The organism is Thermohalobaculum sediminis, from assembly GCF_023487995.1.
GTDB lineage: Bacteria > Pseudomonadota > Alphaproteobacteria > Rhodobacterales > Rhodobacteraceae > Thermohalobaculum > Thermohalobaculum sediminis.
Map to the genome: position 1 here is coordinate 1 of NZ_JAMFKN010000004.1, position 25,369 is coordinate 25,369.

Annotated in this window: 29 protein-coding genes and 1 tRNA gene; 23 read left to right on the top strand and 7 right to left on the bottom strand. The window is 69.6% G+C overall.

Annotated features, from left to right (window positions below; translation table 11 throughout):
* From M1105_RS09720 to M1105_RS09745, 6 genes are all read left to right on the top strand, one after another.
* Window positions 1-172, top strand: a 172-nt coding sequence (locus M1105_RS09720) for an integrase core domain-containing protein (RefSeq protein WP_249580482.1), incomplete at its 5' end; no start/stop codon positions are given.
* Between the two features lie 279 nt (window positions 173-451).
* Window positions 452-1,570, top strand: coding sequence for a tyrosine-type recombinase/integrase (locus tag M1105_RS09725; RefSeq protein ID WP_249580169.1), 1,119 nt, complete (start codon window positions 452-454; stop codon window positions 1,568-1,570).
* A 232-nt stretch (window positions 1,571-1,802) separates the two neighbouring features.
* Window positions 1,803-1,988: a hypothetical protein gene (locus M1105_RS09730; protein WP_249580170.1), complete on the top strand. Its 186-nt coding sequence runs from the start codon at window positions 1,803-1,805 to the stop codon at window positions 1,986-1,988.
* A gap of 132 nt (window positions 1,989-2,120) precedes the next feature.
* Window positions 2,121-2,194 (top strand) — tRNA-Gly (locus tag M1105_RS09735).
* Between the two features lie 327 nt (window positions 2,195-2,521).
* Complete coding sequence (locus M1105_RS09740) at window positions 2,522-3,208, top strand: HAD-IA family hydrolase (protein WP_249580171.1); 687 nt, start codon at window positions 2,522-2,524, stop codon at window positions 3,206-3,208.
* Window positions 3,205-3,900, top strand: coding sequence for an ATP12 family chaperone protein (locus tag M1105_RS09745; RefSeq protein WP_249580172.1), 696 nt, complete (start codon window positions 3,205-3,207; stop codon window positions 3,898-3,900). Before M1105_RS09740 ends, M1105_RS09745 begins: the two co-directional genes overlap by 4 nt.
* Window positions 3,901-4,067: 167 nt before the next feature.
* On the opposite strand, the gene M1105_RS09750 is transcribed toward M1105_RS09745, so the two are convergent.
* On the bottom strand, window positions 4,068-6,110 hold the full coding sequence (locus M1105_RS09750) for an ASKHA domain-containing protein (protein ID WP_249580173.1): 2,043 nt from the start codon (window positions 6,108-6,110) through the stop codon (window positions 4,068-4,070).
* Window positions 6,111-6,335: 225 nt separating this feature from the next.
* Between M1105_RS09750 and M1105_RS09755 the strand changes: the two genes are divergently transcribed.
* Window positions 6,336-7,220 carry a sulfurtransferase gene (locus M1105_RS09755; protein WP_249580174.1) on the top strand — a complete coding sequence of 295 codons (885 nt, stop codon included), beginning with the start codon at window positions 6,336-6,338 and terminating at the stop codon, window positions 7,218-7,220.
* A 25-nt stretch (window positions 7,221-7,245) separates the two neighbouring features.
* Here M1105_RS09755 and M1105_RS09760 read toward each other — a convergent pair whose 3' ends face one another.
* Entirely contained in the window at window positions 7,246-7,707 is a 462-nt protein-coding gene (locus tag M1105_RS09760) for an Lrp/AsnC family transcriptional regulator (protein WP_249580175.1), read from the bottom strand.
* A 120-nt stretch (window positions 7,708-7,827) separates the two neighbouring features.
* Here M1105_RS09760 and M1105_RS09765 point away from each other — a divergent pair, with 120 nt between their 5' ends.
* Together M1105_RS09765 and M1105_RS09770 are read left to right on the top strand one after the other, a co-directional pair.
* Window positions 7,828-8,052, top strand: a complete 225-nt coding sequence (locus M1105_RS09765) for a DUF6356 family protein (RefSeq protein ID WP_249580176.1) — start codon at window positions 7,828-7,830, stop codon at window positions 8,050-8,052.
* Window positions 8,053-8,120: 68 nt separating this feature from the next.
* The gene (locus M1105_RS09770) at window positions 8,121-8,918 is read left to right on the top strand and encodes a class II glutamine amidotransferase (RefSeq protein ID WP_249580177.1); all 798 of its coding nucleotides are present in this window, start codon (window positions 8,121-8,123) and stop codon (window positions 8,916-8,918) included.
* A gap of 121 nt (window positions 8,919-9,039) precedes the next feature.
* On the opposite strand, the gene M1105_RS09775 is transcribed toward M1105_RS09770, so the two are convergent.
* Window positions 9,040-10,254, bottom strand: coding sequence for an NADP-dependent isocitrate dehydrogenase (locus M1105_RS09775; protein ID WP_249580178.1), 1,215 nt, complete (start codon window positions 10,252-10,254; stop codon window positions 9,040-9,042).
* 117 nt (window positions 10,255-10,371) lie between these two features.
* Between M1105_RS09775 and M1105_RS09780 the strand changes: the two genes are divergently transcribed.
* From M1105_RS09780 to M1105_RS09790, 3 genes are read left to right on the top strand one after another with little or no spacing between them, the layout of a single operon-like run.
* Entirely contained in the window at window positions 10,372-11,268 is an 897-nt protein-coding gene (locus M1105_RS09780) for a class I SAM-dependent methyltransferase (RefSeq protein ID WP_249580179.1), read from the top strand.
* 10 nt (window positions 11,269-11,278) lie between these two features.
* Entirely contained in the window at window positions 11,279-12,103 is an 825-nt protein-coding gene (locus tag M1105_RS09785) for an RNA methyltransferase (RefSeq protein ID WP_249580180.1), read from the top strand.
* Between the two features lie 35 nt (window positions 12,104-12,138).
* Window positions 12,139-13,260, top strand: coding sequence for a COX15/CtaA family protein (locus M1105_RS09790; RefSeq protein WP_249580181.1), 1,122 nt, complete (start codon window positions 12,139-12,141; stop codon window positions 13,258-13,260).
* 4 nt (window positions 13,261-13,264) lie between these two features.
* Here M1105_RS09790 and M1105_RS09795 read toward each other — a convergent pair whose 3' ends face one another.
* Window positions 13,265-14,053, bottom strand: coding sequence for an enoyl-CoA hydratase (locus M1105_RS09795; RefSeq protein ID WP_249580182.1), 789 nt, complete (start codon window positions 14,051-14,053; stop codon window positions 13,265-13,267).
* Between the two features lie 80 nt (window positions 14,054-14,133).
* Here M1105_RS09795 and M1105_RS09800 point away from each other — a divergent pair, with 80 nt between their 5' ends.
* From M1105_RS09800 to rpsI, 3 genes are all read left to right on the top strand, one after another.
* Entirely contained in the window at window positions 14,134-14,568 is a 435-nt protein-coding gene (locus M1105_RS09800; RefSeq protein WP_249580183.1) for a PaaI family thioesterase, read from the top strand.
* 199 nt (window positions 14,569-14,767) lie between these two features.
* Window positions 14,768-15,232, top strand: a complete 465-nt coding sequence (gene rplM, locus M1105_RS09805) for a 50S ribosomal protein L13 (protein ID WP_249580184.1) — start codon at window positions 14,768-14,770, stop codon at window positions 15,230-15,232.
* Between the two features lie 2 nt (window positions 15,233-15,234).
* The gene (gene rpsI / locus M1105_RS09810) at window positions 15,235-15,723 is read left to right on the top strand and encodes a 30S ribosomal protein S9 (RefSeq protein WP_249580185.1); all 489 of its coding nucleotides are present in this window, start codon (window positions 15,235-15,237) and stop codon (window positions 15,721-15,723) included.
* Between the two features lie 62 nt (window positions 15,724-15,785).
* Here the strand turns inward: rpsI and M1105_RS09815 are convergent, their stop codons facing one another.
* Window positions 15,786-16,283: a TspO/MBR family protein gene (locus M1105_RS09815; protein WP_249580186.1), complete on the bottom strand. Its 498-nt coding sequence runs from the start codon at window positions 16,281-16,283 to the stop codon at window positions 15,786-15,788.
* A 169-nt stretch (window positions 16,284-16,452) separates the two neighbouring features.
* Between M1105_RS09815 and M1105_RS09820 the strand changes: the two genes are divergently transcribed.
* The 5 genes from M1105_RS09820 (at window position 16,453) to M1105_RS09840 (ending at window position 20,639) form a co-directional block, all read left to right on the top strand.
* Window positions 16,453-17,313: a lysophospholipid acyltransferase family protein gene (locus M1105_RS09820; protein WP_249580187.1), complete on the top strand. Its 861-nt coding sequence runs from the start codon at window positions 16,453-16,455 to the stop codon at window positions 17,311-17,313.
* Window positions 17,314-17,317: 4 nt separating this feature from the next.
* On the top strand, window positions 17,318-18,142 hold the full coding sequence (locus tag M1105_RS09825) for a glutamate racemase (RefSeq protein WP_249580188.1): 825 nt from the start codon (window positions 17,318-17,320) through the stop codon (window positions 18,140-18,142).
* A gap of 200 nt (window positions 18,143-18,342) precedes the next feature.
* Window positions 18,343-19,179, top strand: a complete 837-nt coding sequence (locus M1105_RS09830) for a YihY/virulence factor BrkB family protein (protein WP_249580189.1) — start codon at window positions 18,343-18,345, stop codon at window positions 19,177-19,179.
* 3 nt (window positions 19,180-19,182) lie between these two features.
* Window positions 19,183-19,653 carry a cytochrome c maturation protein CcmE gene (ccmE, locus tag M1105_RS09835; RefSeq protein WP_249580190.1) on the top strand — a complete coding sequence of 157 codons (471 nt, stop codon included), beginning with the start codon at window positions 19,183-19,185 and terminating at the stop codon, window positions 19,651-19,653.
* Between the two features lie 110 nt (window positions 19,654-19,763).
* Entirely contained in the window at window positions 19,764-20,639 is an 876-nt protein-coding gene (locus tag M1105_RS09840) for a PhzF family phenazine biosynthesis protein (RefSeq protein ID WP_249580191.1), read from the top strand.
* A 200-nt stretch (window positions 20,640-20,839) separates the two neighbouring features.
* Here M1105_RS09840 and M1105_RS09845 read toward each other — a convergent pair whose 3' ends face one another.
* Window positions 20,840-21,100: a MoaD/ThiS family protein gene (locus M1105_RS09845; RefSeq protein WP_249580192.1), complete on the bottom strand. Its 261-nt coding sequence runs from the start codon at window positions 21,098-21,100 to the stop codon at window positions 20,840-20,842.
* A 38-nt stretch (window positions 21,101-21,138) separates the two neighbouring features.
* Complete coding sequence (locus M1105_RS09850; RefSeq protein ID WP_249580193.1) at window positions 21,139-22,215, bottom strand: WD40/YVTN/BNR-like repeat-containing protein; 1,077 nt, start codon at window positions 22,213-22,215, stop codon at window positions 21,139-21,141.
* A 108-nt stretch (window positions 22,216-22,323) separates the two neighbouring features.
* Here M1105_RS09850 and M1105_RS09855 point away from each other — a divergent pair, with 108 nt between their 5' ends.
* The 3 genes from M1105_RS09855 (at window position 22,324) to M1105_RS09865 (ending at window position 25,365) form a co-directional block, all read left to right on the top strand.
* Complete coding sequence (locus M1105_RS09855; RefSeq protein WP_249580194.1) at window positions 22,324-22,764, top strand: MarR family winged helix-turn-helix transcriptional regulator; 441 nt, start codon at window positions 22,324-22,326, stop codon at window positions 22,762-22,764.
* Window positions 22,765-22,852: 88 nt separating this feature from the next.
* Window positions 22,853-24,901, top strand: coding sequence for a heme lyase CcmF/NrfE family subunit (locus M1105_RS09860; RefSeq protein ID WP_249580195.1), 2,049 nt, complete (start codon window positions 22,853-22,855; stop codon window positions 24,899-24,901).
* 5 nt (window positions 24,902-24,906) lie between these two features.
* Complete coding sequence (locus M1105_RS09865; protein ID WP_249580196.1) at window positions 24,907-25,365, top strand: cytochrome c-type biogenesis protein; 459 nt, start codon at window positions 24,907-24,909, stop codon at window positions 25,363-25,365.
* Window positions 25,366-25,369: the final 4 nt, after the last annotated feature.

Here is a 25,369-nt window from a genome sequence, read left to right on the forward strand (position 1 = left end):
CCGCGACGAGTTCCTCAACGGCGAGATCTTCTACTCGCTCCGCGAGGCCCAGATCCTGATCGAACAATGGCGCCGCCACTACAACACCGTCCGGCCGCATAGCACTCTCGCATACCGGCCGCCAGCGCCGGAGGGCATCACTTCAATCGACCGAGCGCCTGCCATGCACTAACAATCAACTTGGACCGACCAATCTGGGCCACTCAGCGCGTCGCAGGCCCGCGCTCCGCCTCTCAACCTTCACCAACCGGAGGGGGAGCGATAGGACACCGAACGATTGCGGGCGTGATGCAATGGTAGCCTGTCAGCCTTCCAAGCTGATAAGCTAATATTCACAGGCTTTTCTGGTGTTGCCAAGATTTTCATTTTAATGAATAATTTCATTCATGATCATCTATCAGGTGTCCTGGTCTTTCCTTCTTTCGCCGACAAAATTCCGACAGAATTCCCCATGCCCAAGCTCACCGAAACCTTCGCCCGGAAAACCCCTTTCGCCACGGCCGGCACGGCCAAGCACTGGGACACCGAGATCAAGGGCCTCGTCCTCTTCGTCGGCAAGCGCTCGAAGACCTGGTACTTCCAGAAGGACGTGGGCGGCCAGACCAAGCGCATCCTGATCGGGCGCTACCCCACGATCTCGGCCGACGCGGCAAGGCAGACCGCCATGGGCCTCGCGCTCGACATGTCGCGGGGCGCGGGCAAGGTCATCCAGGCCGGCGCCCCTACGCTTGGGGTGGCGATGGAGGCCTACCTCTCCCGGCCGAAGCTGCGCTCGGACGAGCACAAGCACGACATCGAGGGCCAGTTCCGCAAGCACCTGAAGGACTGGCTCAGGCTGCCGCTCGACGAGATCACCAAGGCGATGGTCGTGGCCCGGCATGCCGAGATGGCGACGGTCCCGTCCTCGGCGAACCATGCCTTCCGCCGCTTCCGCGCGGTGTGGAACCACGCCCGGCGCACCCAAGATCTGTCGGAGTGCCCGACGATGGCGATCGAGTGGTACGAGGAGCGCCCGGACGGCCGAACCATCGAGGACCTCGGGGCATGGGGCAGGGCGGCCGATGCCCTGCCGAACCCGATCCACGCGGCCTATTACCGGCTCCTGCTCTTCACCGGCCTTCGTAAGACCGAGGCGCTGACGCTCGAGTGGAAGCACGTCCATCCTGACCGCATCCACCTGCCGATGACCAAGAACGGTCGGAGCTTCGACCTGCCGGTCGTCGAGATCCACCACGAGATCCTCGAGCCGTTGCGTGGGCTCAGCAGCCGGTGGGTCTTCCCCTCTCCGAAGTCCCCCAAGGGGTACCTGACCTCGCCGCAGCCGCTCGCCTGGTCGCCGCACGCGCACCGGCGCACCTTCGCGACCGTGGCGATGGAGGCCGGCATCCTCGAGGAGATCGTTGGCCGGCTGCTCAACCACACGCCGCTCTCGATCACGGGCCAACGATACGCCAAGCCATCGCTGGACGCGCTGCGCCCGGCGATGCAGACCGCCTGTGAAGAGATCAGGCGGCGTGTCGAAGTAGGGCGATGCGAGAACCATCTCTTGAGTGCGACAGGCGGATCCTGAACCACGCCGCAATACATGATGCCGGCAACGGCTCCCTCGGTTGCCATGATGCGGTTGGCGCATTTCAAGAGCAGGTCGAGCCTCGTGCGTCGCTCCGTGCTCAAGCACCACACGGGGCGGTGCGATCTTGGTTAGATTGCGCCGCACGAGGCTCTCGCCAATTCGCATATCTTCGGAAAATCCGCTCGAAGCGGTCTTTCACTTGCTCGGCCTGTCGTGAAACCTGGGCTTCATGATCGGCGCGTCACTGGCGGGGGCGGTGTTCTCCATCGCCGCGGGCGCCGAGCAGATCTCGCAGGCGACGCCTCAGGTCGTGGGCCGGGCCTTCTCCGCCACTTTCCTGCTCGAGGCCGGACTGATCCTGATGGCGGTTGCGCTGGCGCTCGGGAACCGAAAGCCGAGGCGGACGGATCAGTAAAGTGCTTCTACGTGGGCCCGCCACCTCGGGCGCGGCACGGCCGTGACGCACGCTGCGGAGAGCGCTGGGTCACGGCCCGCCCGAGGCAATCTTGACGGGTCCAGTCAAGCGATATACCACCGCTGGCGCGTCGCGGGCGTGATGTAATGGTAGCCTGTCAGCCTTCCAAGCTGAACGCGCGGGTTCGATTCCCGCCGCCCGCTCCAGAAAAACTGAGCCGACAAACTGCCGACAAAACTGAATGAGAGCGTGGGGCAACGCGCTGGAAGACTGGATGAAATGGGCATGTGCCCACGAGACTTCCAAGCTGAACGCGCGGGTTCGATTCCCGCCGCCCGCTCCAAGACATGCCCGCCGGCAGGTTCCCGGCGGATTTGCGGTGCAGGCCCGCAGTCGAACATGAAGCATGAGCGGGCGCCCGGCTTGGTGCTGCGGGTGCCTCTGCCGCGGGGCAGATCCCCGCAGAACGTCTCGCGCCCCTTGCCGGAGTAGTGCCGCCAGCCACCTCCGTCCCTTTTAGCCACCGAAGCCCAATGCCCGCCGACGCCCCCCTCAAGCTCGTGATCTTCGATGTCGATGGCACCCTGATCGACAGCCAGAACTTCATCGTCGCCGCGATGGACCGTGCCTTCGCGATAACGGGGCTGCCGGCGCCGGCGCGCGAGGCGACGCTCGGGATCGTCGGCCTCTCGCTCCCGCAGGCCATGATGGCGCTGGTCCCCGGCGCCACGGCCACAGTGGTCGATGGCCTCGTGCATCACTACAAGGAAAGCTTCGTCGAACTGCGCCGCCAGACCGGAGGCGAGGCGGGCGCTCCGTTCTACCCCGGCGCGCGCGACGCGATCGAGCGGCTAGACCGCGCGGGGTGGCTGCTGTCGATCGCCACGGGCAAGGCGCGGCGCGGCCTCGACCACATGCTCGACAGCCACGGGCTCAGGCGCTTCTTCGTCGGCACGCAGACGGCGGACGACGCGCCCTCGAAGCCGCATCCGGGGATGGTGCTGAACTGCCTTGCCGCCACGGGGGTCGAGGCGCGCCGCGCCGTGATGGTGGGCGACACCGAGTTCGACATCGCGATGGCCCGTGCCGCCGGTGCGCGCGCCGTGGGGGTGGCCTGGGGCTATCATGCGCGCGAGCGCCTTGCCGCCGCCGGGGCCGAGGTGATCGTCGACGACTTCGCTGCGCTCGACGCAGCCCTCGAGGCGGTGACCGCGGCATGAAGCGGTTCTGGAAGGAGGCCCGCGCGGTCGAGCTGGAGCAGGGCTTCGGCGTCGTGCTGGATGCCCGCCCACTCCGCACGCCCGCGAAGGCGCCCATCGTCGTGCCCACGCGGGCGATGGCCGAGGCGATGGCGGCTGAGTGGGACGCGCAGGGCCCCGAGGTGAAGCCCGCCACCATGCCGGTGACGCGCGCCGCCAATTCCACCATCGACCGCGTGATCGCCGCGCGGGCCGCGGTGGCGGCAAGCCTTGCGGCCTTCGGTGGGAGTGACCTTCTGTGCTACCGCGCGCCCTTCCCGCCCGAGCTTGCGGCCGGGCAGGCCGCGGCCTGGGACCCGCTGCTGGACTGGGCCGCGGCCCGCTTCGGCGCGCGGCTCGGCGTGGCGGTGGGCGTGATGCATGTGCCACAATCCGACGCGGCACTGGCGGCGCTGGCCCGCGCGGTCGAGGCGCATGATGCGTGGGAACTCACCGCGCTCCACGACCTCGTCACCATCTCGGGCAGCCTCGTGCTCGGCCTCGCGGTCAGCGAGGGCCGCCTTACCGCGCCCGAGGCGTGGCGCGCGAGCCGGATCGACGAGGACTGGAACATCCGCGAATGGGGAGAGGACGAGGAGGCAGCCGCGACCTCGCGGCTACGCGAAGCCGATTTCCTGGCCGCCGCGCGGCTTCTCGACCTCATCAGAGGCTGAGGCCGGGGCTCGTGCCGCGTCGGATTGCCGGCACCTGATGTCCCGCTGACCGACGCTCGAACCCTGGACGACGACGTATCAGGCGGGGCAAATGTCCAGCGAGGTCACGGCTCGGGACCGGGGCCGCGCAGTGCTCCACGATGGGCCCCGGGTCGTGCAGGCGTCAATCACCGTGCCCGCCTGCGCCTGCGCCCGCCGTCCTCTCCGCCCTGCTCGAAGCGCACCGCGGGCAGGCTGACCAGCGTGCCGAGATGCGGGAAGGGCGCCGTCTTGTGCGGCAGCGCCATGGCGCTCACGAAATGCTCCTGGAAGCGCGGCTCGACGGCGGTTTCGACCTTCTCGATGCGGCGGACCACGGCCTCGATCTCGCGCCGCGCGCCGGCGTTCAGAAGCGCGATGCGCGCGCCGGTCCCGGCGGCATTGCCGGCCGACGACACCTTCTCGAGCGGGCAGTCCGGGATCATGCCCAGCACCATCGCGTGCAGGGGCGAGATATGCGCGCCGAAGGCGCCGGCCAGCACCACGCGGTCAACCGCATCGACGCCCATCTGGTCCATCAGCAGCCGCGCACCGGCATAGAGCGCGGCCTTGGCCAGCTGGATCGCCCGCACGTCGCCCTGCGTCACGGTGATCAGCGGCCCCCCCGCGGCGCGGCCGTCCCACAGCACGTAGGACCAGGTCCGCCCCTCCTGCACCAGCCGGGGCGTGCCCACGGCCTCGGCCGAGCCGATGGCGCCGTCCTCGTCGATGATGCCGGCGATCCGCATCTCGGCGATCACCTCGATGATCCCTGAGCCGCAGATGCCGGTCACGCCCGTGGGCCCGGCCGCCTCGACGAAGCCCAGATCGTCCGACCACAGCTCGCAGCCGATCACCCGGAAGCGCGGCTCGCAGGTTTCGGGGTCGATCCGCACGCGCTCGATGGCGCCCGGCGCCGCGCGCTGGCCCGACGAGATCTGCGCCCCCTCGAAGGCGGGCCCGGTGGGCGAGGAGCAGGCCAGCACCTTCTCGCGGTTGCCCAGCAGGATCTCGGCATTCGTGCCCACGTCCACGACCAGCATCAGCTCGTCCTGCGCGTGCGGGCTTTCCGACAGCGCGACCGCCGCGGCGTCGGCGCCCACATGCCCCGCGATGCAGGGCAGGATGTAAAGCCGCCCGCTCGGGTGCATCGAAAGCCCCAACTCGCTCGCCCAAAGCGTCATGGCGTCGGACGTCGCCAGCGCGAAGGGTGCGCCGCCCAGCTCCACCGGGTCGATGCCCAGCAGCAGGTGGTGCATCACCGGGTTGCCGACCAGCACGCCCTCGACGATCTGGCTGCGCCCGACGCCCGCCTCGTCGGCAACCTGTCCGATCAGCGTGTTCAGCGCCTCGCGCACGGCGGCCGTCATCTCGGTGTGTCCGCCCGGGTTCATCATCGAATACGAGACCCGGCTCATCAGGTCCTCGCCGAACCGGATCTGCGGGTTCATCAGACCCGCCGAGGCCAGCACCTCGCCCGATTGCAGGTCGCACAGATGGCAGGCGATGGTGGTCGAGCCCACATCCACCGCGATGCCGTAGATCGAGCCCTCGAAATATCCCGGCCAGGCCTGGATGATCCGCCCGTTCGAACGCCTGCGCCCCTGATGCACCGCGACGGTGACGCGCCAGTTGCCCTGCCGCAGCACTGGCTGCAGGCCCTGCAGCGTGCGCAGGTCGCAGACCAGCCCCTCCAGCCCCCATTGGTCGCGCAGCGCGTCCAATAGACGCTCCAGATCGCCGCGCGGGTTGTGCATGTCGGGCTCGGTCACCTCGACGTAGTGGAGCCGCGTGGCGGGGTCCATGACGATCTCGCGCGCCTCGACGCGCTTGCGCACGACCTGCTTGTGGACTTGGCTCTCGGGCGGCACGTCGATCACCACGTCGCCCTGCACGGTGGCCTGGCAGCCCAGCCTGCGCCCCTCGATCAGTCCGCGCTTCGACTTGTAGCGCTCCTCGACCGCGTTCCATGGGCTCAGCGCATCCGGCGCCGAGGCCACGCCATGCTTGGGGAAGTCGCCATACATTGGTGTGATCTGGCACTTCGAGCAGATTCCCCGCCCGCCGCAGACCGAATCGAGATCGACCCCCAACTGCCGCGCCGCCGTCAGGATCGGCGTGCCGACCGGGAAGCGCCCGCGCTTGCCCGAGGGGGTGAACACCACGAGTGGGTCACGCGGCGTGTCGCTCATCGGTCTCTCTCCTGCTCCTGCCCGGGCACGGCGGCCTGCGCCCAGCACCGCGCCCTCATGCAGATGTAGCGCCTTTTGCGCAAGGGAGCCGCGCGGCTGCGTCATTCGCCGCGCCGGATGCGTCGTTTTGGGGAGGCGATAATGTACACTATAATAATGGAAACTTGACGAATTACATTTAAGGATCCATTTGTTCCTCGAACCCCGAGCTTGAGGAGTGATCTGATGACCCGTTTCGCGATCCTGCTGGCAGCGGCACTGGCATTCGGCGCGCCCGCCACGGCCGATACCTGGACGCCCCTCGTCACCCCCGCCGAGGCCGAGGCGCTGATCGAGGATGAGGCGGTCGTGATCGATATCCGCTCGGTCAAGGACTACGCCGCGGGGCATCTCGAGACCGCGGTAAACCTGCCCTACCACGCCTGGCGCGGCCCCGAGGACAACCCGGGCGCGCTGATCGACGACGCCAAGGTGTCCGCGCTTCTGCGCGAGGCGGGGATCGAGCCGGCGACCCCGGTGATCGTCACCAATGCCGGGCGCGACTCGCTCGATTTCGGGGCTGCGGCGCGCGTCTACTGGACGCTGAAATCGGCGGGGGTCGAGCGCGTGGCGATCCTCAACGGCGGCCTTGCCGCCTGGACGCGGGACGGGCGCGGCCTCTCGAGCGCCGAGTGGTCGAACATCCCCTCGGACGCCAACTTCACGCTCGCGCCCGACTGGACCATCGACCGTGCGGGGGTCGAGGCGGTGCTCGACGGGTCCGCCGATGCGATCCTGATCGATGCGCGGCCCGAGGATTTCTTCACCGGCAAGACGAAGCACAAGCTCGCGACCTGGGCGGGCACGCTGGCGGGAGCGCTCAATCTCGACCACGACACGCTGTTCACGGCGCCGGGAGTGCTGAACGCCGACCCTCAGGCGATTCGCGCCCGTGCCGAGGCTGCGGGCTGGACGCCCGGCCGCACGGTCGTGAGCTTCTGCAACACCGGCCACTGGGCCGCCACGAACTGGTTCGCGCTGAGCGAGCTCGCCGGGATCGAGGGCGTGAAGCTCTACCCCGAGTCGATGGTCGACTTCACCCGCGCCAGCCAGGTCTCGACCGGCGGCTGACCGGGGATCGCGGGCCGGGCTGCCGTCACATCGTCGGCAGCTCCGTTGTCTCCTTGATCTCCTCCATCACGAAACTGGCCGAGATGTCCGTGAGCGCGATCCGCCGGATCAGCCGCTGATAGAGCCGGTCATAGGCGCGCACATCCGCGACGCGGGCCTTGAGCAGGTAGTCGAGATCGCCCGACGTGCGGTAGACGCCCTGGATCTCGGGCATGTCGCGCACCGCGCGGCAGAACGCATCGAGCCATTCGGGGTCGTGCCGGTCGGTCCTGACCGCGACGAACACCGTCAGCCCCAGCCCCAGCGCCTCGGGGTCCACCAACGCCACCCGGGCGCGGATCACCCCCTCCTCCTCGAGCCGCCGGATGCGCCGCCAGCAGGCGTTCCGCGACAGGCCCACGCGGGCGCCCACCTCCTCGACCGCAAGCGCCGCGTCGCGCTGAAGCTCCCGCAGGATCCGGCGGTCGATGTCGTCGAGTTCCGTCATTCCAGCCTCTCGTGGGAAATCCTCCCATCATCTTGCCGGATCGCCGCGCAATTCGGGAACATTTCCTGCGCCGCCTGCGGCATATCTTCGCGAGCATCCGTTCCTAAGGGAGAGCAAGCCATGATCACCACCGCCCGCGACCTGTTCCTCAACCACCCGCGCTCGGTCGATGAGTCCTACGTCCAGCACCTCGCCTTCGCGGCGCGCTTCTCGGGTCTCCTGTTCGCGGCGGGGGCTGCGGCGCTGATCCACGCCATCCTGCCCTTCATGTTCGAGCGCACCGCAAGCCGGATCGTTGCGAAACTCTACGCGCGGACGCATAATCGGGGCGTCGCGCCCCACTGAGGGGCGGCGCCGCGGACGCAGCCCGCAAGAGGCCGCGCCGCGTTGCGAGGCAGAAGGAGCAGGCCACCATGTGCCGCTGGGCCGCCTATATCGGCGAGCCGATCTTCCTTGAGGACATCGTGAGCGCGCCGGGGCGGTCGCTCACGGTCCAGTCGCTGGCCGCGCGCGAGTGCAAATCGGGCACGAACGGCGACGGCTTCGGCGTCGCGTGGTATGGCGAGCGGCCCGAGCCGGGGCTGTTCCGCGACGTCCTCCCCGCTTGGTCCGACCCGAACCTGAAAAGCCTCGCGCAGCAGGTGCGCTCGGGGCTGTTCCTTGCCCATGTTCGTGCCTCGACCGGCACGGCGACCAGCCGCAACAACTGCCATCCCTTCGCCTGCGGGCGCTGGAGCTTCATGCACAACGGCCAGATGGGCGGCTATGACCGCCTGCGCCGGCGCATCGACATGCTGATCCCGGACGAGCTCTACGAATGCCGGAAGGGTGCGACCGACTCCGAGGCGCTGTTCCTGCTGGCGCTGGCCGAGGGGATGGAGGCCGACCCCTACGGCGCGATGCTGCGCGCGACCGCCCGGCTCGAGGGGCTGGCGCGCGAGGCCGGGGTCGCGCCCTTCATGCGCCTCACGGCCGCCTTCTCGGACGGTGAGCGGCTTTTCGCCGTGCGCTACGCCTCGGACGACGAGGCGCCCACGCTCTACCACCGCTTCTCGCGCTCGCGCCGCGGTCGGGCGGTGGTCTCCGAGCCGCTCGACGCCGACGAGGGCGACTGGGAGGCGATCCCGCCCGGCCACTTCGCCGAAATCACGGCCGAGGGCGTGCGGCTCAGGCCCTTCGCGCCGATGGAGACGGCAGCCTCGGCGGCGTGACGGGCGGCTTCGCGAGTGTGGGGGCTTGGCGACGGAAGCCACGCTTGGCCGCTGGCGGAAAGTAAAAAGGGGGCGCGACCTGCGCCCCCCCCAATCGCCGGGTGCCTTCGATAACCGGGCCTCAGCCCTTCAGCGCCCGGTTCAGGTTCTGGTCGATCCGGTCCAGGAACCCGGTGGTGGTAAGCCACTTCTGGTCCGGACCCACCAGCAGCGCGAGGTCTTTGGTCATGTCGCCCGCCTCGACCGTCTCGACGCAGACGCGCTCCAGCGTCTCGGCGAAGTTGGCCAGCGCCGCGTTGTCGTCGAGCTTGGCGCGGTGCTTGAGGCCGCGGGTCCAGGCGAAGATCGAGGCGATCGAGTTGGTCGAGGTCTCCTTGCCCTTCTGGTGCTCGCGGTAGTGGCGCGTCACCGTGCCGTGCGCGGCCTCGGCCTCGACGGTCTTGCCGTCCGGCGTCATCAGGACCGAGGTCATCAGCCCCAGCGAGCCGAAGCCCTGCGCCACCGTGTCGGACTGCACGTCACCGTCGTAGTTCTTGCAGGCCCAGACATAGCCGCCCGACCACTTGAGCGCCGAGGCCACCATGTCATCGATCAGCCGGTGCTCGTAGATGATGCCCTTCTTCTTGAACTCGGCCTCGAACTCCTCCTCGTAGACCTTCTGGAACAGGTCCTTGAAGCGGCCGTCATAGGCCTTGAGGATGGTGTTCTTGGTCGAGAGATAGACCGGGTAGCCGCGCGACAGCCCGTAGTTCATCGAGGCGCGCGCGAAGTCGATGATCGACTCGTCTAGGTTGTACATCGCCATCGCGACGCCCGAGCCCGGCGCGTCGAACACCTCGTGCTCGATGGTCTGGCCGTCCTCGCCCACGAAGCGGATGGTGAGCTTGCCCTTGCCGGGGAAGCGGAAATCGGTCGCGCGGTACTGGTCGCCGAAGGCATGGCGCCCGACGATGATCGGCTGGGTCCAGCCCGGCACCAGGCGCGGCACGTTGCGGCAGATGATCGGTTCGCGGAAGATCACGCCGCCCAGGATGTTGCGGATCGTGCCGTTGGGCGAGCGCCACATCTTCTTGAGGCCGAATTCCTCGACGCGCTGCTCGTCGGGCGTGATGGTCGCGCACTTGACCCCCACGCCGTGCTTGCGGATGGCGTTCGCGGCGTCGACGGTGACCTGGTCGTTGGTCTGGTCACGATACTCGATGCCGAGATCGTAGTACTCCAGCTTGATGTCGAGATAGGGGAGGATCAGCTTCTGCTTGATGAAATCCCAGATGATCCGGGTCATCTCGTCTCCGTCGAGTTCGACGACGGGGTTCTCGACCTTGATTTTCGACATATCTCTGTCCTCCACGGGCTGCGCGACGGGTCCGCTTGCGCGGAATCGCGGCGGACAGTAGCGAGAGGGGCGGGGACAGGCAACGCGACTTAATGGCCCTTAAGGCAAACTTTCGGCATGGCAAGAATCGATGAGACCCGCCCGGAGGGGCCCGAGACCCCGAAAGGCGGTGCCAGGCTGCCGCTGCGCGCGCGGTGGCGGCGTGTTTCGATGGGGCTGACTACGCTTGCCGGACGGCCGCGCGGGTTCTTCAGCCCCTACCGCTATGCCGCGGATGTCGAGGCGCCGGAGGGGTACCCGGAGCTCGAGGCGATCATCGGCGCGGCCTGGGACGAGATCGAAAGCGTGCTCGGGGTGATCGGCGAGGAGGCGGCGACGCTTGCGGCCTTCCGAGGCCCCGCGCCGCGGCCGCGGTGGGACCAGTCGTGGTTCCCGCGGCTGGACGGAGCGGCGGCCTATGTGATCGCGGCCGGGTCCGGCGCGGGGCGCGTGGTCGAGGTGGGCTCGGGCCATTCCACGCGGTTCCTCGCGCAGGCGCTGGAGGATGCCGGGCAGGGCGGGCGGATCACCTGTATCGACCCCGCGCCGCGCGCGACGCTGCACGGGCTCGAGGTCGACTGGCGGCGCGAGGTGCTGGCGTCGCGGCATCTGCCCCTGTTCGACGCGCTCGAGCCCGGCGACATCGCGTTCTTCGACAGCTCGCATCTTCTGTGGCCGGGGACGGATGTGGACATGATCCTCAACCGCATCCTGCCGCGGCTGGCGCCCGGCGTGCTGGTGCATCTGCACGACATCTTCCTGCCCGACCCTTATCCCGCCGACTGGGCCTGGCGGGGCTATACCGAGCAGTTGGGCCTCGCCGGTTGGCTCGCGGGCGGGGCGTATCGGCCGATCTGGGCCTCGCACTACGCGCTCACGCGGATGGGTGCGGCCGAGGCGCCGGGCATCGCAGAACTGCCGCTGCCGGACGGCGCGCGCGAGTCCTCGCTTTGGCTGGTGCGGGCGGCGCAGTGAGGGGGCAAAGATGACCGACCCGAGACAGGCCGCCCTGGGCCCCTTCACCATCCTGGTCGAGCCGCAGATGGGCGAGAACGTGGGCGCTGCGGCGCGCGCCTTGTGGAATTTCGGCTGGCGGCGGATGCGGCTGGTGGCGCCGCGCGATGGCTGGCCCAATCCGAAGGCCGTGGCCACGGCCTCGGGGGCGGGGGGCCTGCTGGACGAGGCGCAGATCTATCCCGACACCACCGCCGCGATTGCCGACCTGCACACCGTCTATGCCACCACCGCGCGGACGCGGGAACTGACGAAGCGGGTGCTGACGCCCGAGGCGGCGGCGCGCGAGATGCAGGGGCTGATGGCGGCGGGGCAGCGGGTGGGCATCCTCTACGGGCCCGAGCGGTCGGGGCTTCTGAACGAGGATATCGCGCTCGCCTCGGCCATCGTGTCGGTGCCGGTGAACCCGACCTTCCCGTCGCTCAATCTCGGGCAATGCGTGCTCCTGATGTCCTACGAGCTGCGCCGCCTCGCCGATGCCACACCGCCCGAGCGGGTGGTCGGCGACCGGCCCGAGCCCGCGGAAGCCGGCGCCATCGCGCGGCTGATGGATCACCTGATGGCGGAACTCGATGAGGCGCATTTCTTCTTCCCCGAGGAGAAGCGCCCGCATCTCGAGGCGAGCCTGCGCAACATGTTCCACCGCGCGAACCTGACCGATCAGGATGTCCGGACGCTGTGGGGCGTGATCCGCACTCTGGTCGAGGGGCCCAAGCGCCAGCGCCAGCGGCGGGCGCGGGGCGAGGCCGGGGGGCGCGGCCCCGTGCCGCTTGTCCGGGGGAACGACGGGGAATAAGTCTTCGCCCGACCTGGGCACCAGCGGGGACGGCGATGTCGAAGCGCGCGATTTTCGAGGACGTGACGGGCGGAAAGGCCCCGGCCCCGGCGGCCCGGGCCCGCAGCCGCGAGGCGCGCGGCGCGATCGCCGTGTGGCTGTGGCTGCTGGCGGCGCTGGTGGCCGTGATGGTGCTGGTGGGGGGGCTGACGCGGCTGACCGACTCGGGCCTGTCGATCACGGTCTGGGATCCGGTCATGGGCGCGCTGCCGCCGCTCAGCGAGGCCGACTGGATCGCGGCCTTCGAGGCCTACCAGACCACCACCGAGTTCCAGGTCCAGAACCACTGGATGACGCTCGAGGACTTCAAGCCGATCTTCTGGTGGGAATGGGGGCATCGCTTCCTCGGGCGTGTCATCGGGCTGGTCTGGGCGGTGGGGCTGGCCGGGTTCCTGATCGCGCGCGCCGTGCCGCGTGGCTGGCTGGGTAGGCTGATCCTGCCGGGGCTGCTGGGCGGCGTGCAGGGGGCGGTTGGCTGGTGGATGGTCGCCTCGGGGCTGACCGGGCGGCTCGATGTCGCGTCCTACCGGCTTGCGCTGCACCTTGGGCTCGCCTTCGTGATCTTCATGCTGCTGGTTTGGCTGGCGATGCGCATTCGGCTCGACGAGGTCGAGGCGCTGAAGGCGCGTCGCCGCCGGGTGGGTGGCATGGGCTGGGCCGGCAGCCTCATGGCGCTGGTCTTCGCGCAGATCCTGGTGGGCGCGCTGGTCGCGGGCATCGACGCGGGGCGCGGCTATGTCGACTGGCCGCTGATGCAGGGCCAGTTCCTGCCGTCCGAGAGCTTCGATCTCGTGCCGCTGTGGCGCAACTTCTTCGAGAACCCGGCGCTGGTGCAGTTCGTCCACCGGATGCTGGGCTATCTGGTGCTGGCCTGGGCCATCGCGGCGGCGGTGGGGCTGGCGCGGCGCGGCCATGCCGGGATCAGGGCGCGCGGGCTCTGGGTCGCGGGCGCGGTGCTGGCGCAGGTGGTCGTCGGCATCGTGACGGTGATGCACGCCTCGCCCGCCCATATCGCGATCTTCCATCAGGCGGGAGCGCTGGTCGTGGTGTTCCTGCTGATGCGCGCGAAATTCGCGCTGTCCTTCCCCGCCGAGGAGCGGATCGCGCGGGGGCGCTGAGGCGTCAGTCCTCCCAGTTCGGGCTGCGCTTCTCGATGAAGGCCTGCACGCCCTCGGCGGTCTCGGGCTCGAGCATGTTCTCGGCGATCACGCGGGCGGTGTGGGCATAGGCCTGGTCGAGCGGCATCTCGGCCTGCTCGTAGAAGGCGCGCTTGCCGTGGCGGATGGCGGTGGAGAGCTTGCCCGCGATGGTCTCGGCCAGTTGGCGCGTCTCGGCGGCCAGGGCTTCGGGGGCGACGGCGCGGTTGATCAGGCCATGCGCCTCGGCCTCGGGCGCGCTCAGGAACTCGCCTGTGGTCAGGAGCTCGAACGCCTTCTTGCGGCCGATGTTGCGGCTGAGCGCGACCATGGGCGTCGAGCAGAACAGCCCGATGTTGACGCCGTTGACGCCAAAGCGCGTGTCCGAGGCCGCGACCGCGAGGTCGCAGGAGGCGACGAGCTGGCAGCCGGCGGCCGTCGCGATCCCGTGCACCTGTGCGATCACTGGCTGGGGCAGGCGCGGGATCGAGGTCATCAGCCGCGAGCATTGCGCGAACAGCGCCTGGTAATAGGACCCCCCGCCATCGGGCGTCTGCCGCGCCGCCTGCATCTGGCGCAGGTCGTGCCCGGCGCAGAAAGCGCGCCCCGCGCCCTTCAGGATCACCGCCTTCACGCGGCGGTCCGCAGCGATCGCGTCGAGCGCCGACTGGAGCGCTGCCATCAGCTCCTCGGACAGCGCGTTGAGCGCCTCAGGGCGGTTGAGCGTCAGCGTGGCGATCCCGCCCGAGTCCTCGCGCAGAAGAATGTCGGCCATCGCGCGTCCTCCCCTTGCCATCGGCATGGCTTCTCCATGACATGGGCGCGCGAGCCGAGGCAAGCGCGGGAGGGGCGGCGATGGCGACGAGCGGCGTGAAGATGAGCCCGGCGGAACTGACCGCCTTCCTCGACGAGGTCTTTCCGCAGATCCGCGGCGAGATGATCATCGAGGATGTCGGGCCGCTGACCGCGCGGCTGCGGATGCCGGTGGCCGAGCGGCACCTGCGGCCGGGCGGCACAGTCTCGGGGCCCGCGATGTTCACGCTCGCGGACTGCGCCTTCTATGTCGCGACGCTCGCGCAGATCGGGCCCGCGGCGCTGACGGTCACGACCAATGCCGCGATCAACTTCCTGCGCAAGCCCGTGGTGGCCGACATGATCTGCGAGGCGCGCATCCTCAAGCTGGGCCGCGTGCTGGTGGTTGGCGATGCCACGATCACGCAGGCGGGGCAGGGCGGGCCGGTGGCTCATGCGACGCTGACCTATTCGATCCCGCCGCGCGATATCGTTTGAGGTATCTGAATACCTCACACAGAACCTCCATGTTTTTGCTTGGGAAATCCCGCCGTCATCGGTGCGGACGGTCTTGACACGGCGCGCGCCCCGCGGCATACCCCGCGCACCCGGCCGGGAGCCTTGCCCCCGGCCTAGTCAGTTTCAGCGGGTAGGGCGCGGCTGTCGCGCAAGGCCCGAGGACGGGATCGGAACGGCTATGAAGACCTTTTCTGCGAAACCGGCCGATATCGAGAAGAAGTGGGTGCTGATCGACGCCGAGGGCGTCGTGCTGGGCCGGCTCGCCTCGATCATCGCCATGCGCCTGCGCGGCAAGCACAAGGCGACCTTCACGCCCCATATGGACATGGGCGACAACGTGATCGTCGTGAACGCCGACAAGGTGCAGATGACCGGCAACAAGCGCCGGGACAAGACCTACTACTGGCACACCGGCTATCCCGGCGGGATCAAGAGCCGCACGGCGAGCCAGATCCTCGAGGGCCGCTTCCCCGAGCGCGTGCTCATGAAGGCGGTCGAGCGGATGATGCCCGGCGGGCCGCTGACCCGCAAGCAGCTCACCAACCTGCGCGTCTATGCGGGCGCCACGCACCCGCACGAGGCCCAGACCCCCGAGGTCGTGGACGTGCGCGCGATGAACCCCAAGAACACGCGGAGCGCCTGAGCATGGCTGAAGAGATCAAGTCGCTGGATGCGCTGAAGGACGCCGTCGCGGGCGGTGCCGCCGAGGTCGAGGCCGCGGTCAAGCGCGAGCCTGTGCGCGATGCGCTGAACCGCTCCTACGCCACCGGCAAGCGAAAGGACGCGGTCGCCCGCGTCTGGGTGAAGCCGGGCTCGGGCAAGGTCGTCGTCAATGGCAAGGACGTGAGCGAGTACTTCGCCCGTCCCGTGCTGCAGATGGTCATCGGCCAGCCCTTCCGCATCGCCAATGTCGCGGGCCGCTTCGACGTGATGGCCACCGTCAAGGGCGGCGGCCTGTCGGGTCAGGCGGGCGCGGTGAAGCACGGGATTTCCAAGGCGCTGACGCTGTGGGACCCCGAGCTGCGCCCGGCGCTGAAGGCCGCGGGCTTCCTGACCCGCGACGCGCGCGTGGTCGAGCGCAAGAAGTACGGCCGCGCCAAGGCCCGCCGCAGCTTCCAGTTCTCGAAGCGCTGACGCGCCCTTGCGACCGAATCGGGAAGGGGCCCCGCCGGGGCCCCTTTTTCGTTGCGCGCCACTCAGCCTCGGGCGCCTGCGCCTGGAATGACCTGTGGGTTGAGGCGCCAGAGCGTCCAGTTGAGATACGCCGCGAAGCTGACCCAGGCGAGATAGGGCACGAGCAGCCAGGCCGCGGTCACGCTGACGGGCGCGAAGACCGCGATCGTGGCAATGATCGACAGCCACAGGGCGATCACCTCGAAGAACGCCCAGTCCGGGCGGCGCGCGCCGAAGAACAGCGCGCTCCAGGCGAAATTCAGCACGAGATGCCCGAAATAGACGGCAAGCGGCATTGCGCCGCCGCTCCAGCCGGCCGCACGCCAGACCAGGAAACCTGCCGCTGCGATCATGCAGTAGAGCACCGTCCAGACCGGCCCGAACAGCCAGTTCGGCGGGCGGAACGAGGGATGGTTGAGCTCTTCATACCATGCGCCGGGCCTGAAGAATGCCCCCGACGCCGCGGTCGCGACATTCGCGCCGACGAAGACGGCGAGGGCGAAGGCGGTCCCGAGATCCATGGCGTCTCCCCGTCGGTGGGCCCGGCCGGGCTGGCCGGTGGCTCTTCATCAGGTGGTGCGCGGGCCAGCCCTTTCAATCGGTCATCGGGACGCGGCCAGCGCCGCCGATTGCGATTCGCCCCCGCGCCCCGTATTTTTGCGCCGTCATCGGCCAGCCGGAGATCAGGCGATGCAGACCACCGGCGCGGCGCCGCGCGAGATCAGCTATTCCTTCGCGGCGCAGACGCGGGCGGGGCGGGCCGTGATCCGCTCGATCGAGAACATCACCGGCCGGCCCCGGCTGCTGCGCATGGCGCTGGGCTACGAGCACGAGGTCGCGGCGGGCCGCGACTTCTGGGAGGTGATGCGCGAGCGCTATGGTATTGGCGTCGAGGCCACTGGCCTCGGCAACATCCCGCGCGAGGGGCCGCTGGTGGTGGTGGCGAACCATCCCTACGGCATTCTCGACGGCCTCGCGCTGGGAAACATCCTGTCCACGGCGCGGGGTGGCGACTTCCGCATCATCGCGCACGTGGTGTTCCGCCGGGCGAAGGATCTCGAGCGGGTCATCCTGCCGATCGACTTCGGCGCGACCAGGGAGGCGCAGCGCGTCAACCTCGAAACGCGGCGGGTGGCGCTCGACTACCTGGCACAGGGCGGCGCGATCGGGATCTTTCCGGGCGGCACGGTCTCGACGGCGGCCACGCCCTTCTCGCGGCCACTCGACCCGCACTGGAAGACCTTCACGGCCAAGATGATCGCGAGATCGGACGCGGCCGTTGTCCCGGTCTTCTTCGAGGGGCAGAACAGCCGGCTCTTCCAGATCGCGAGCCACCTGAATCCGACGCTTCGGGTGGCGCTCCTGATCAACGAGTTCGGCAGCCGCGTGGGCGGGCCAATCCGCGTGCATGTGGGAAAGCCGCTGCCACGGGCCGGGATCGCCGCGCTCAGGGGCGATGCGCGGGCGCTGATGGACCATCTGAGGCGCGCGACCTATGCGCTCGACCCCTCGCCCGAAAAGGACTTCTCGCACGGGCTCTATCTGGGGTGACGCGGTGCCTATCGGGGTGTTCGACTCGGGCCTCGGCGGGCTCACGGTGCTTGGCGCGCTCCGCCGGCGGCTTCCGGGCGAGCGCTTCGTCTATTTCGGCGACAATGCCAACGCGCCCTACGGGACCCGCAGCGACCCCGAGATCATCGCGCTGACCCGTGCCGGGATCGAGCGGCTGTTCGCCCGGGGATGCGATCTCGTGATCCTCGCCTGCAACACCGCGTCGGCCGTGGCGCTGAGAACCCTGCAGGAAAGCTGGCTGCCGGCTGCCGCGCCGGGCTCGCGCGTCCTCGGCGTGTTCGTGCCGATGATCGAGGCGGTGACGGGCCGCCCCTGGGGTTACGCCGGGCCGCCCCTTCCGGCGCGCATCCGCGACGTGGCGTTCTTCGGCACGCCCGCGACGGTGCGAAGCGGCGCCTTCACCCGCGAGCTCGGGCTTCGCGCAACGGGTCTCGCGGTGCGCGAGATCGCCTGCCCGGGCCTCGTGGACGCCATCGAAGGCGGCGACGCTGAGGGGGCGCGCCGCATCGTCGGCGCTTGCGTGGACCGCCTGATGGCCGGTGGCGCGCCCGAGGCGGCGATCCTTGGCTGTACGCATTATCCGCTGGTCGAGCCCGATTTCCGCGCGGCGCTGCCACCACGCACCCGCATCCTGTCGCAGCCCGAGATCGTGGCCGAGAGCCTTGCCGACTATCTGCGCCGCCATCCGCGCCTTGCCTCGACGGACGGGCCGGGTGGCGTCATCGCGCTGACGAGCGGCGATCCCGTCCGTGTCGCCGCGGGGGCTCGGCGCTTTGCCGGGACCGACCTCGCGTTCCGCGCGGCGTGAGGGACTGGCGAGGGGGGCGATTGTTGCACCGACTGGTCCATTGACGTAGACCGCGCGCGGAATGACGCTGCGGAATGCCGCGGTTGAGAAGGATTGGCGATGCCCGGCCCGTTGCGACAGGCGGCCAAGGCGGCGAGCGGCGGAACCGGCTCCGGGCCGGCGGCTACGCCGTTACGGCCGTGAGGCGGATCGTCGCGCCGATGGGCGGGGCCGCACGCTTCGTGGCGGCCGTGGCCTGGCGTTACTCCAGCCACGAGGGCAGCGTGCTGGCGGGGAACATCGCTTTCTCGGTGATGCTCTCGCTGTTGCCATTCCTGATCTTCGCGACCGCGCTCGCGGGCTTCTTCGTGGGGCCCGAGGGCACGACTGCGGCGCTCGACGCCATGTTCGAGGCGCTGCCCGAGCACGTGGCGCTGACGCTCAAGCCGGTGGTGCTCGAGGTGATCGGCCAGCGGCGCGGCGGGGTTCTGACGATCGCGGCGCTGGGCTCGATCTGGGCCGCGTCGAACGGGGTCGAAGCCGTGCGGGTCGCGCTCGACAGGGCCTACGAGGGTGATATCCGGCGGCATTTCACGCTGAACCGCGCCTTCGCCGTCGGCATCGTGCTTTCGGCGATGGTGACCTTAATCCTGCTGGGCGCGCTGGTCGTGCTGGCGCCGCTGGTCTTCCGCCTGCTCGAGAGCCGGATGGGGCTGGTGATCCCGACATCGGCGGATGTGGCGCGCTACGCGGTCTCGACGGCGGTGCTGTCGCTGTTCTTGTGGAAGGTGCACCGTGTGCTGCCCTCGCGGCGGATGCGCGGCTTCCGGCTGTGGCCGGGGATCGCGGCGACCGTTCTGGCGCTGGTGCTGGCGGGCGCGGCCTTCTCGCAGTATCTCGCGCTCGCGCCCAACTTCTCGGTCACCTACGGCACGCTGGGGGGCGTCGTTGTGACGCTGCTGTTCTTCTATATCGGCGGTGTAGCCCTTATTCTCGGGGCCGAGGTGAACGCGGTGGCGAACTCCGCCCGCCTGCGCGCGCCCGACCCGGAGGACTGAGACATGGCGACCAGAAAAACCCGGCGCATCCAGATGCTGATCTTCGGCGCCGTGCTGCTGGCGGGCGCGGCGGGGCTGGTGTCCTTCGCGTTCCGCGACACGATCGTGTTCTTCTTCTCGCCGACCGAGCTGATGGCCGAGGGGCGCAGCCCCGACCAGCTTCTGCGCGTGGGCGGGCTGGTGGCCGAGGGGTCGCTCAGGCGGGGCGAGGGCGAGACGGTGAGCTTCGACGTCACCGACGGCAATGGCACCCTGACGGTGGCCTACACGGGCGTCCTGCCCGACCTGTTCCGCGAGGGGCAGGGCGTGGTGGCCGAGGGTTACCTGCGCGGCGGCCGCTTCGAGGCCGTCGAGGTGCTGGCCAAGCACGACGAGAACTACATGCCGAAGGAGGTGGCCGACGCGCTGAAGGAGCAAGGCCACTGGCAGGATGGCGAACCCGCCGCCGGTGCGGCCGGCGGCAGCGGAAGCTGACGGGCGTCATTCCCGGACGTGATGCATCGCACCAAGATTCATCGTTTGCCGTGACGGTCCGCGGGCGGCAAACCTGCTCGCCCGATGTTCCCGATGTGCGAGGCCAAGCGATGCGAACCCGTCCGGCCTATTGGGTCGATGCCTTCACCGACCGCCCGATGGGCGGCAACCCCTGTGCCGTGGTGTTCGAGGCGGATGACCTCGCCGAGGCCGCGCGCATCGCCTTCACGCGCGAGGCACGCCTGTCGGAATGCAGCTTCGTCGTGGTCTCGGACAGGGCCGATTTCGGCGCGCGGTATTACCTCGCGAGCGGGCCGATAAAGATGGCGGGGCATCCGACCATCGCGACCTGCGCGGCGCTGGAGCGCGCCGGGCTGATCGGGGATCGCAAGCGTTTCACGCTCGAGGTGGCCGCGGGCGTCGTGCATATCGAGGTCGACCGTGGTGGTTCGCTGCCCCAGTTCACCATGACGCAATACGCCCCGGTGTTCGGGCAGGCCCATGAACCGGGAACGATAGCGGCGCTGTTCGGGCTCGATGCGCGGGACGTGGTGGGGACGCCGCAGACGGTCTCGACCGGCGGCCCGAACTTCTGCGTCACCGTGTTGCGTGATCTCGGGGCGCTGGGGCGTGCGCGGCTCGACATTCCGGCGCTGAAGGCGTTGCGCGGGGCGGTCGATTTCTGGGAGCCGTTCCTGTGCGTGACGCAGGGCTTCACCGAAGCGGGCGACACGGCGGCGCGGCTGATGCTGACCCCGCCCGAGCCCGAGGAGGACCCCTTCACCGGCTCGGCCACCGGCTGCATGGCGGCCTATCTGTGGCGCCACGGGCTGATCTCGCGCCCGCGCTTCACCGCCGAGCAGGGGCACCTGATGGAGCGCCCCGGCAGCGCGCGGGTCGAGGTGCTGGGGCCGGCGGACGCGATCACGGGGGTCAAGGTCGGCGGGACGGGTGTCGTGCTGATCGAGGGCACCGCTCATTTCTGAGCGCGGGTACGCCGCCGGCGCCCTACCCGGCCGCGTCTCAATCCAGCCTGCATCGAGCGGACACATTCGTCGGGACCGCCGCTGCCCCGGCCCCCGAGCCGGGGCTTCGCACCGCACCGCTTACGATGCGAGGCCCCGGGTCAAGCCCGGGGCGCGCGGCACGGTCGGGACGGAATGAGTCGAACTCAAGGAAATTGGCGTCATCCGCCGCTGATGGCGGTGAGGATGCAGACCTCGTCGCCCGGCTTGAGCCGGGTTCTCAGCGTCGCGCGCTCGCCGTCGATGAAGACGTTGATGTGCTTGCGGATCGCCGGGCGCGTGTCGGCAAGGCGCGCGCGCATCCCCGGCCAGCGGCGGTCGAGCGCATCAAGGGCCGCGTCGACGGTGACGGCCTCGACCTCGGTCACGGTCGCAGCACCGGGGAAGAGATCGACCAGCGCGCGCGGCAGAAGCACGCGCACGCGGGGAACGGGCTCCCGGGCGGCGTGCGGCGCCGCCGTCATGGCCGCATCGCCTCGACCGACGAGATCATCGGCAGGTGGCGGGCGACGCACTGCCAGCTCTCGCCCTCGTCGCGGCTCGCATAGACCTCGCCCGAGGTGGTGCCGAAATAGAGCCCCGCGGGTGCGCCGCCATCGGTCGCCATCCCCTGACGCAGCACGGTGACATAGGCGTCCTGCTGCGGCAGGCCCTCGCGCAGCGCCTGCCATGTTGCGCCGCCGTCACGGGTGCGCCAGACCGCGACCTTCCCGTCCGGGGCGAAGCGGCCCTTCTGGTCGCCGTTGAGCGGGAACAGGAACAGGGTGTCGGGATCCGAGGGATGGGCGACCGCGGGAAAGCCGAAGGTCGAGGGCAAGCCCGCCTCGATGCTCTGCCAGTTCCGCCCGGCGTCGTCGCTGCGATACATGCCGCAGTGGTTCTGCTGGTAGAGCCGGTCCGGCATCCCCGCCGCCATGGTCAGCGAGTGGACGCATTGTCCGACCTCGGCATAGCGGTGCTCCTCGGGCGCGTAGTCCTGCCGGGTGCCGTCGTTGCGCGGCGCCCATGTGCGCCCTCCATCCTCGGTCGCGAACACGCCCGCCGCGGAGATCGCGACCCAGAGCCGCGCGGGATCCTCCGGGTGGCCGACGATATGGTGCAGGATCAGCCCCGCCGCCCCCGGCATCCAGCGCTCGCGCGTCGGGTGGTGGCGCAGGGCATCGAGGGGAGCGAAGCTTTGGGCCCCATCCTCGCTGACGAAGAGGCCCGCGGGCTCGACGCCCGCATGGACGCGCCCGTCGCGGGCCATCAGGCTCCAGACCGATTTCACCGGGTCGGCGCCCTCCTCGTAGGCGAGCCCCGCGCTCGAATGGCTCCAGCTTGCGCCGCCATCGCGCGAGGTCCAGACGGCGGGGCCGAACCATTCATTGCCGCCGCCCGCATGGATCGCCCCGGTCACGGGGTCGGCAACGGCATGGTTGATCGGCCAGGTGGCGCAGTGCGGCCCGGACAGGCGCCAGCCGTCGCGCCCGGAGTCCGAATCGAGGAAGAACAGACCTTTCTTGGTCCCTACAAGCAAACGAATGGCATCCGTCATGGCTGGCCCCCTTGCAGCTTCTGGTCCGGTTGAGGGTGCGACTCGGCGCCGCTGGACGGGGATGGTCCTTGCCTGTTACGTTGATATCAACATAATTGAGGCGTGGTGATGCGTGACGACCTACCCCTGAGCGTAACGCACGAGGTGCGGGATGGCTGCCTCTGCCTGCATCTGCAACGCGCTGCGCGCGCGGTGGCGCGGCGCTTCGACCTGGCGCTGAAGCCCTTCGGGCTGACCAACGGGCAGTTCTCGGTGCTGATGTCGCTCAACCGCCCGGCCCCGCCGCGGCTGGGCGACGTCGCGGCGCTGCTGGCGATGGATCGCACCACGCTGACTGCGGCGCTTAAGCCGCTGGAGCGGCGCGGGCTGGTGCGCATCGAGCCGGACGAGCGCGACCGGAGGGGCCGGCGGCTGCGGCTGACCGACGCCGGGATCGACGCGCTGGTCGCGGCGATGCCGGTCTGGCGCGCGCTCCACGCCGAGATCGACGCGGGGCTGGCCCCCGCCGACCCGGAGGGGGTGAGGGCCACGCTGCGCGCGCTTTCGTGAGGGCGCGTGCCTGCGGCGCTGCGCCGCCCGCCCCTTGCCGGGGCGGCGGGTGGTATATACACCCGGACAGGGCCACGAGGACGGACCGATGATCGTCGAGATCGGACATTTCGCGCTGACGCTCGCCTTTGCCGTCGCGCTTTTCCAGATGACCATCCCGCTGGTGGGCGCCGCCCGCGGCTGGAGCGACTGGATGCGCACCGCCGCGCCAGCGGCGCTGGCGCAGTTCCTGCTGACGGGCATCGCCTTTGCCGCGCTCACGCATGCCTTCGTGGTGTCGGACTTCTCGGTCCGGCTGGTGGCGACCAACTCGCATTCGCTGAAGCCGCTGCTCTACAAGGTCTCCGGGACGTGGGGGAACCACGAGGGCTCGATGCTCCTGTGGATGCTGATCCTGACGCTGTTCGGCGCGATGGTGGCCGCCTTCGGGCGCGACCTGCCGCTGGGACTGAAGGCGCGCGCGCTGAGCGTTCAGGCGATGATCGGGGCTGCGTTCTTCGCCTTCATCCTGTTCACTTCGAACCCCTTCGAGCGGCTGGTGCCGCCGCCCTTCGACGGCAACGACCTAAATCCGCTGCTGCAGGACCCGGGGTTGGCGTTCCACCCGCCGTTCCTCTATCTCGGCTATGTCGGGCTCTCGATGTCGTTCTCCTTCGCCATCGCCGCCCTGATCGAGGGGCGGGTCGATGCCGCCTGGGCGCGCTGGGTCAGACCCTGGACGCTGGCCGCCTGGATCGCGCTGACGCTGGGCATCGCGCTCGGGTCCTACTGGGCCTATTACGAGCTTGGCTGGGGCGGCTGGTGGTTCTGGGACCCGGTAGAGAACGCGTCCTTCATGCCGTGGCTGGTGGCGGCAGCGTTGTTGCACTCGGCCATCGTGGTCGAGAAGCGCTCGGCGCTCAAGACCTGGACCATCCTGCTGGCGATCATCGCCTTTTCGCTGTCGCTGATCGGCACCTTCATCGTGCGCTCGGGGGTGCTGACCTCGGTCCATGCCTTCGCGGTCGACCCCGAGCGCGGGGTGTTCATCCTCGCGATCCTGGCCGTGGCGATCGTGGGCAGCCTCACGCTGTTCGCCTGGCGCGCGCCCACGATGAAGGCCGAAGGCGTGTTCCGCCCGTTCAGCCGCGAGGGGGCGCTGATCTACAACAACCTGATGCTGGCTGTGGCCTGCGGGGTGGTGTTCACCGGGACGCTGGCGCCGCTGGTGCGCGAGTTCGTGGACGGGGCCAAGATCTCGGTCGGCGCGCCGTTCTTCAACCTCGCCTTCACGCCCTTCATGGTGATGCTGTTCCTCGCCATGCCGCTGGGATCGATCATGGCATGGAAGCGCGCGGATTTCGGGCAGGTGGTCACGCGGCTCTGGTGGGCGTCGGCAGCGGCATTGGCGGTGGGCGGCATCGTCTGGGGGATGCAGTCGGGCGATGCGCATCTGGCCCCCGTGGGGCTCGCGCTGGGCGCGTGGATGGTGCTGGGCTCGGTGGTCGAGATCATCGAGCGGGCGGGCTGGCCGCGCACCGGGCTTGACGGGTTCCGCAGGCTCGCGCGGCTGCCGAGGGCCGACTGGGGGAAGTGGCTGGCGCATTCGGGGCTGGCGGTGACGGTCTGCGGCATCGCCGCGATCACGGCGTGGGAGCGCGAGGACATCCGCCTCGCGCGCCCCGGCGACGTGATCCCGCTGGGCGGCTACGAGTTGGTGTTCGAGGGGGTGGCGAGCCTGCCGCTGGGCGCGCCCTTCGAGGTGCCCGCCTGCGGCGCCGGGCAGGAGAGCGTGCTGAAGGGGGGCGAGGGGCGCAACTTCACCACCGATCTCGGCCGCTTCCGGCTGATGCGGGACGGGCGTGAGCTGGCGATGCTGTGCGCCGAGAAGCGCCTCTACCCGGTGCAACGGATGCCGACGACCGAGGCCGCGATCGACTCGACCCTGTTGCGCGATGTCTATGTGGTGCTGGGCGACAAGCAGACGCAGGGCGACGCCTGGGCGGTGCGGGCCTATGTGAAGCCCCTTGCGGCGTGGATCTGGCTGGGCGCGGTCATCATGGGGCTGGGCGGCATCGTGAGCCTCAGCGACCGGCGCTATCGCGTCGGCGCGGCTGCGAAGGCGCGGCCTGCCGGCCCCGCCGTGCCGGCGGAGTGAGCGCGATGCGGCTGGTCCTCGCGGTGGTGCTGATGCTGGTGGCGCTGCCCGCACACGCGGTGCAGCCCGACGAGATGCTGGCCGATCCGGCGCTGGAGGCGCGGGCGCGCGAGATCTCGAAGGAGATCCGCTGCCTCGTCTGCCAGAACGAGTCGATCGACGACTCGAACGCTGAACTTGCGCGTGACCTGCGGATCCTGGTGCGCGAGCGGGTCGCGTCGGGCGACAGCGACGCGGCGGTCAAGCAATACCTCGTCGACCGCTATGGCGAGTTCGTGCTGCTCAAGCCCACCTTCGGGGGGTTCAACCTGGTGATCTGGCTGGCGGGGCCGGTGCTCTTGATCCTGGGCGGGGCCGTCGCGCTGATCTACCTGCGCCGCCGCGCGCCGCAGGCCCGGCCCGCCGACGCGCCCCTGAGCGCCGAGGAGCGCGCGGCGCTGGAGCGGGTGCTGAAAGACGGCTGAGGCG

Coding starts and splice junctions, on each gene's coding strand:
- M1105_RS09740 (WP_249580171.1), top strand. CDS start 2,522: ATGCCCGCCGACGCCCCCCTCAAGCTCGTGATCTTCGATGTCGATGGC.
- M1105_RS09780 (WP_249580179.1), top strand. CDS start 10,372: ATGGCAAGAATCGATGAGACCCGCCCGGAGGGGCCCGAGACCCCGAAA.
- M1105_RS09855 (WP_249580194.1), top strand. CDS start 22,324: ATGCGTGACGACCTACCCCTGAGCGTAACGCACGAGGTGCGGGATGGC.
- M1105_RS09750 (WP_249580173.1), bottom strand. CDS start 6,110: ATGAGCGACACGCCGCGTGACCCACTCGTGGTGTTCACCCCCTCGGGC.
- M1105_RS09850 (WP_249580193.1), bottom strand. CDS start 22,215: ATGACGGATGCCATTCGTTTGCTTGTAGGGACCAAGAAAGGTCTGTTC.
- rpsI (WP_249580185.1), top strand. CDS start 15,235: ATGGCTGAAGAGATCAAGTCGCTGGATGCGCTGAAGGACGCCGTCGCG.
- M1105_RS09800 (WP_249580183.1), top strand. CDS start 14,134: ATGGCGACGAGCGGCGTGAAGATGAGCCCGGCGGAACTGACCGCCTTC.
- M1105_RS09785 (WP_249580180.1), top strand. CDS start 11,279: ATGACCGACCCGAGACAGGCCGCCCTGGGCCCCTTCACCATCCTGGTC.
- M1105_RS09725 (WP_249580169.1), top strand. CDS start 452: ATGCCCAAGCTCACCGAAACCTTCGCCCGGAAAACCCCTTTCGCCACG.
- M1105_RS09795 (WP_249580182.1), bottom strand. CDS start 14,053: ATGGCCGACATTCTTCTGCGCGAGGACTCGGGCGGGATCGCCACGCTG.
- M1105_RS09860 (WP_249580195.1), top strand. CDS start 22,853: ATGATCGTCGAGATCGGACATTTCGCGCTGACGCTCGCCTTTGCCGTC.
- M1105_RS09745 (WP_249580172.1), top strand. CDS start 3,205: ATGAAGCGGTTCTGGAAGGAGGCCCGCGCGGTCGAGCTGGAGCAGGGC.
- M1105_RS09770 (WP_249580177.1), top strand. CDS start 8,121: ATGTGCCGCTGGGCCGCCTATATCGGCGAGCCGATCTTCCTTGAGGAC.
- M1105_RS09820 (WP_249580187.1), top strand. CDS start 16,453: ATGCAGACCACCGGCGCGGCGCCGCGCGAGATCAGCTATTCCTTCGCG.
- M1105_RS09865 (WP_249580196.1), top strand. CDS start 24,907: ATGCGGCTGGTCCTCGCGGTGGTGCTGATGCTGGTGGCGCTGCCCGCA.
- rplM (WP_249580184.1), top strand. CDS start 14,768: ATGAAGACCTTTTCTGCGAAACCGGCCGATATCGAGAAGAAGTGGGTG.
- M1105_RS09815 (WP_249580186.1), bottom strand. CDS start 16,283: ATGGATCTCGGGACCGCCTTCGCCCTCGCCGTCTTCGTCGGCGCGAAT.
- M1105_RS09775 (WP_249580178.1), bottom strand. CDS start 10,254: ATGTCGAAAATCAAGGTCGAGAACCCCGTCGTCGAACTCGACGGAGAC.
- M1105_RS09790 (WP_249580181.1), top strand. CDS start 12,139: ATGTCGAAGCGCGCGATTTTCGAGGACGTGACGGGCGGAAAGGCCCCG.
- ccmE (WP_249580190.1), top strand. CDS start 19,183: ATGGCGACCAGAAAAACCCGGCGCATCCAGATGCTGATCTTCGGCGCC.
- M1105_RS09730 (WP_249580170.1), top strand. CDS start 1,803: ATGATCGGCGCGTCACTGGCGGGGGCGGTGTTCTCCATCGCCGCGGGC.
- M1105_RS09755 (WP_249580174.1), top strand. CDS start 6,336: ATGACCCGTTTCGCGATCCTGCTGGCAGCGGCACTGGCATTCGGCGCG.
- M1105_RS09840 (WP_249580191.1), top strand. CDS start 19,764: ATGCGAACCCGTCCGGCCTATTGGGTCGATGCCTTCACCGACCGCCCG.
- M1105_RS09765 (WP_249580176.1), top strand. CDS start 7,828: ATGATCACCACCGCCCGCGACCTGTTCCTCAACCACCCGCGCTCGGTC.
- M1105_RS09830 (WP_249580189.1), top strand. CDS start 18,343: ATGGGCGGGGCCGCACGCTTCGTGGCGGCCGTGGCCTGGCGTTACTCC.
- M1105_RS09760 (WP_249580175.1), bottom strand. CDS start 7,707: ATGACGGAACTCGACGACATCGACCGCCGGATCCTGCGGGAGCTTCAG.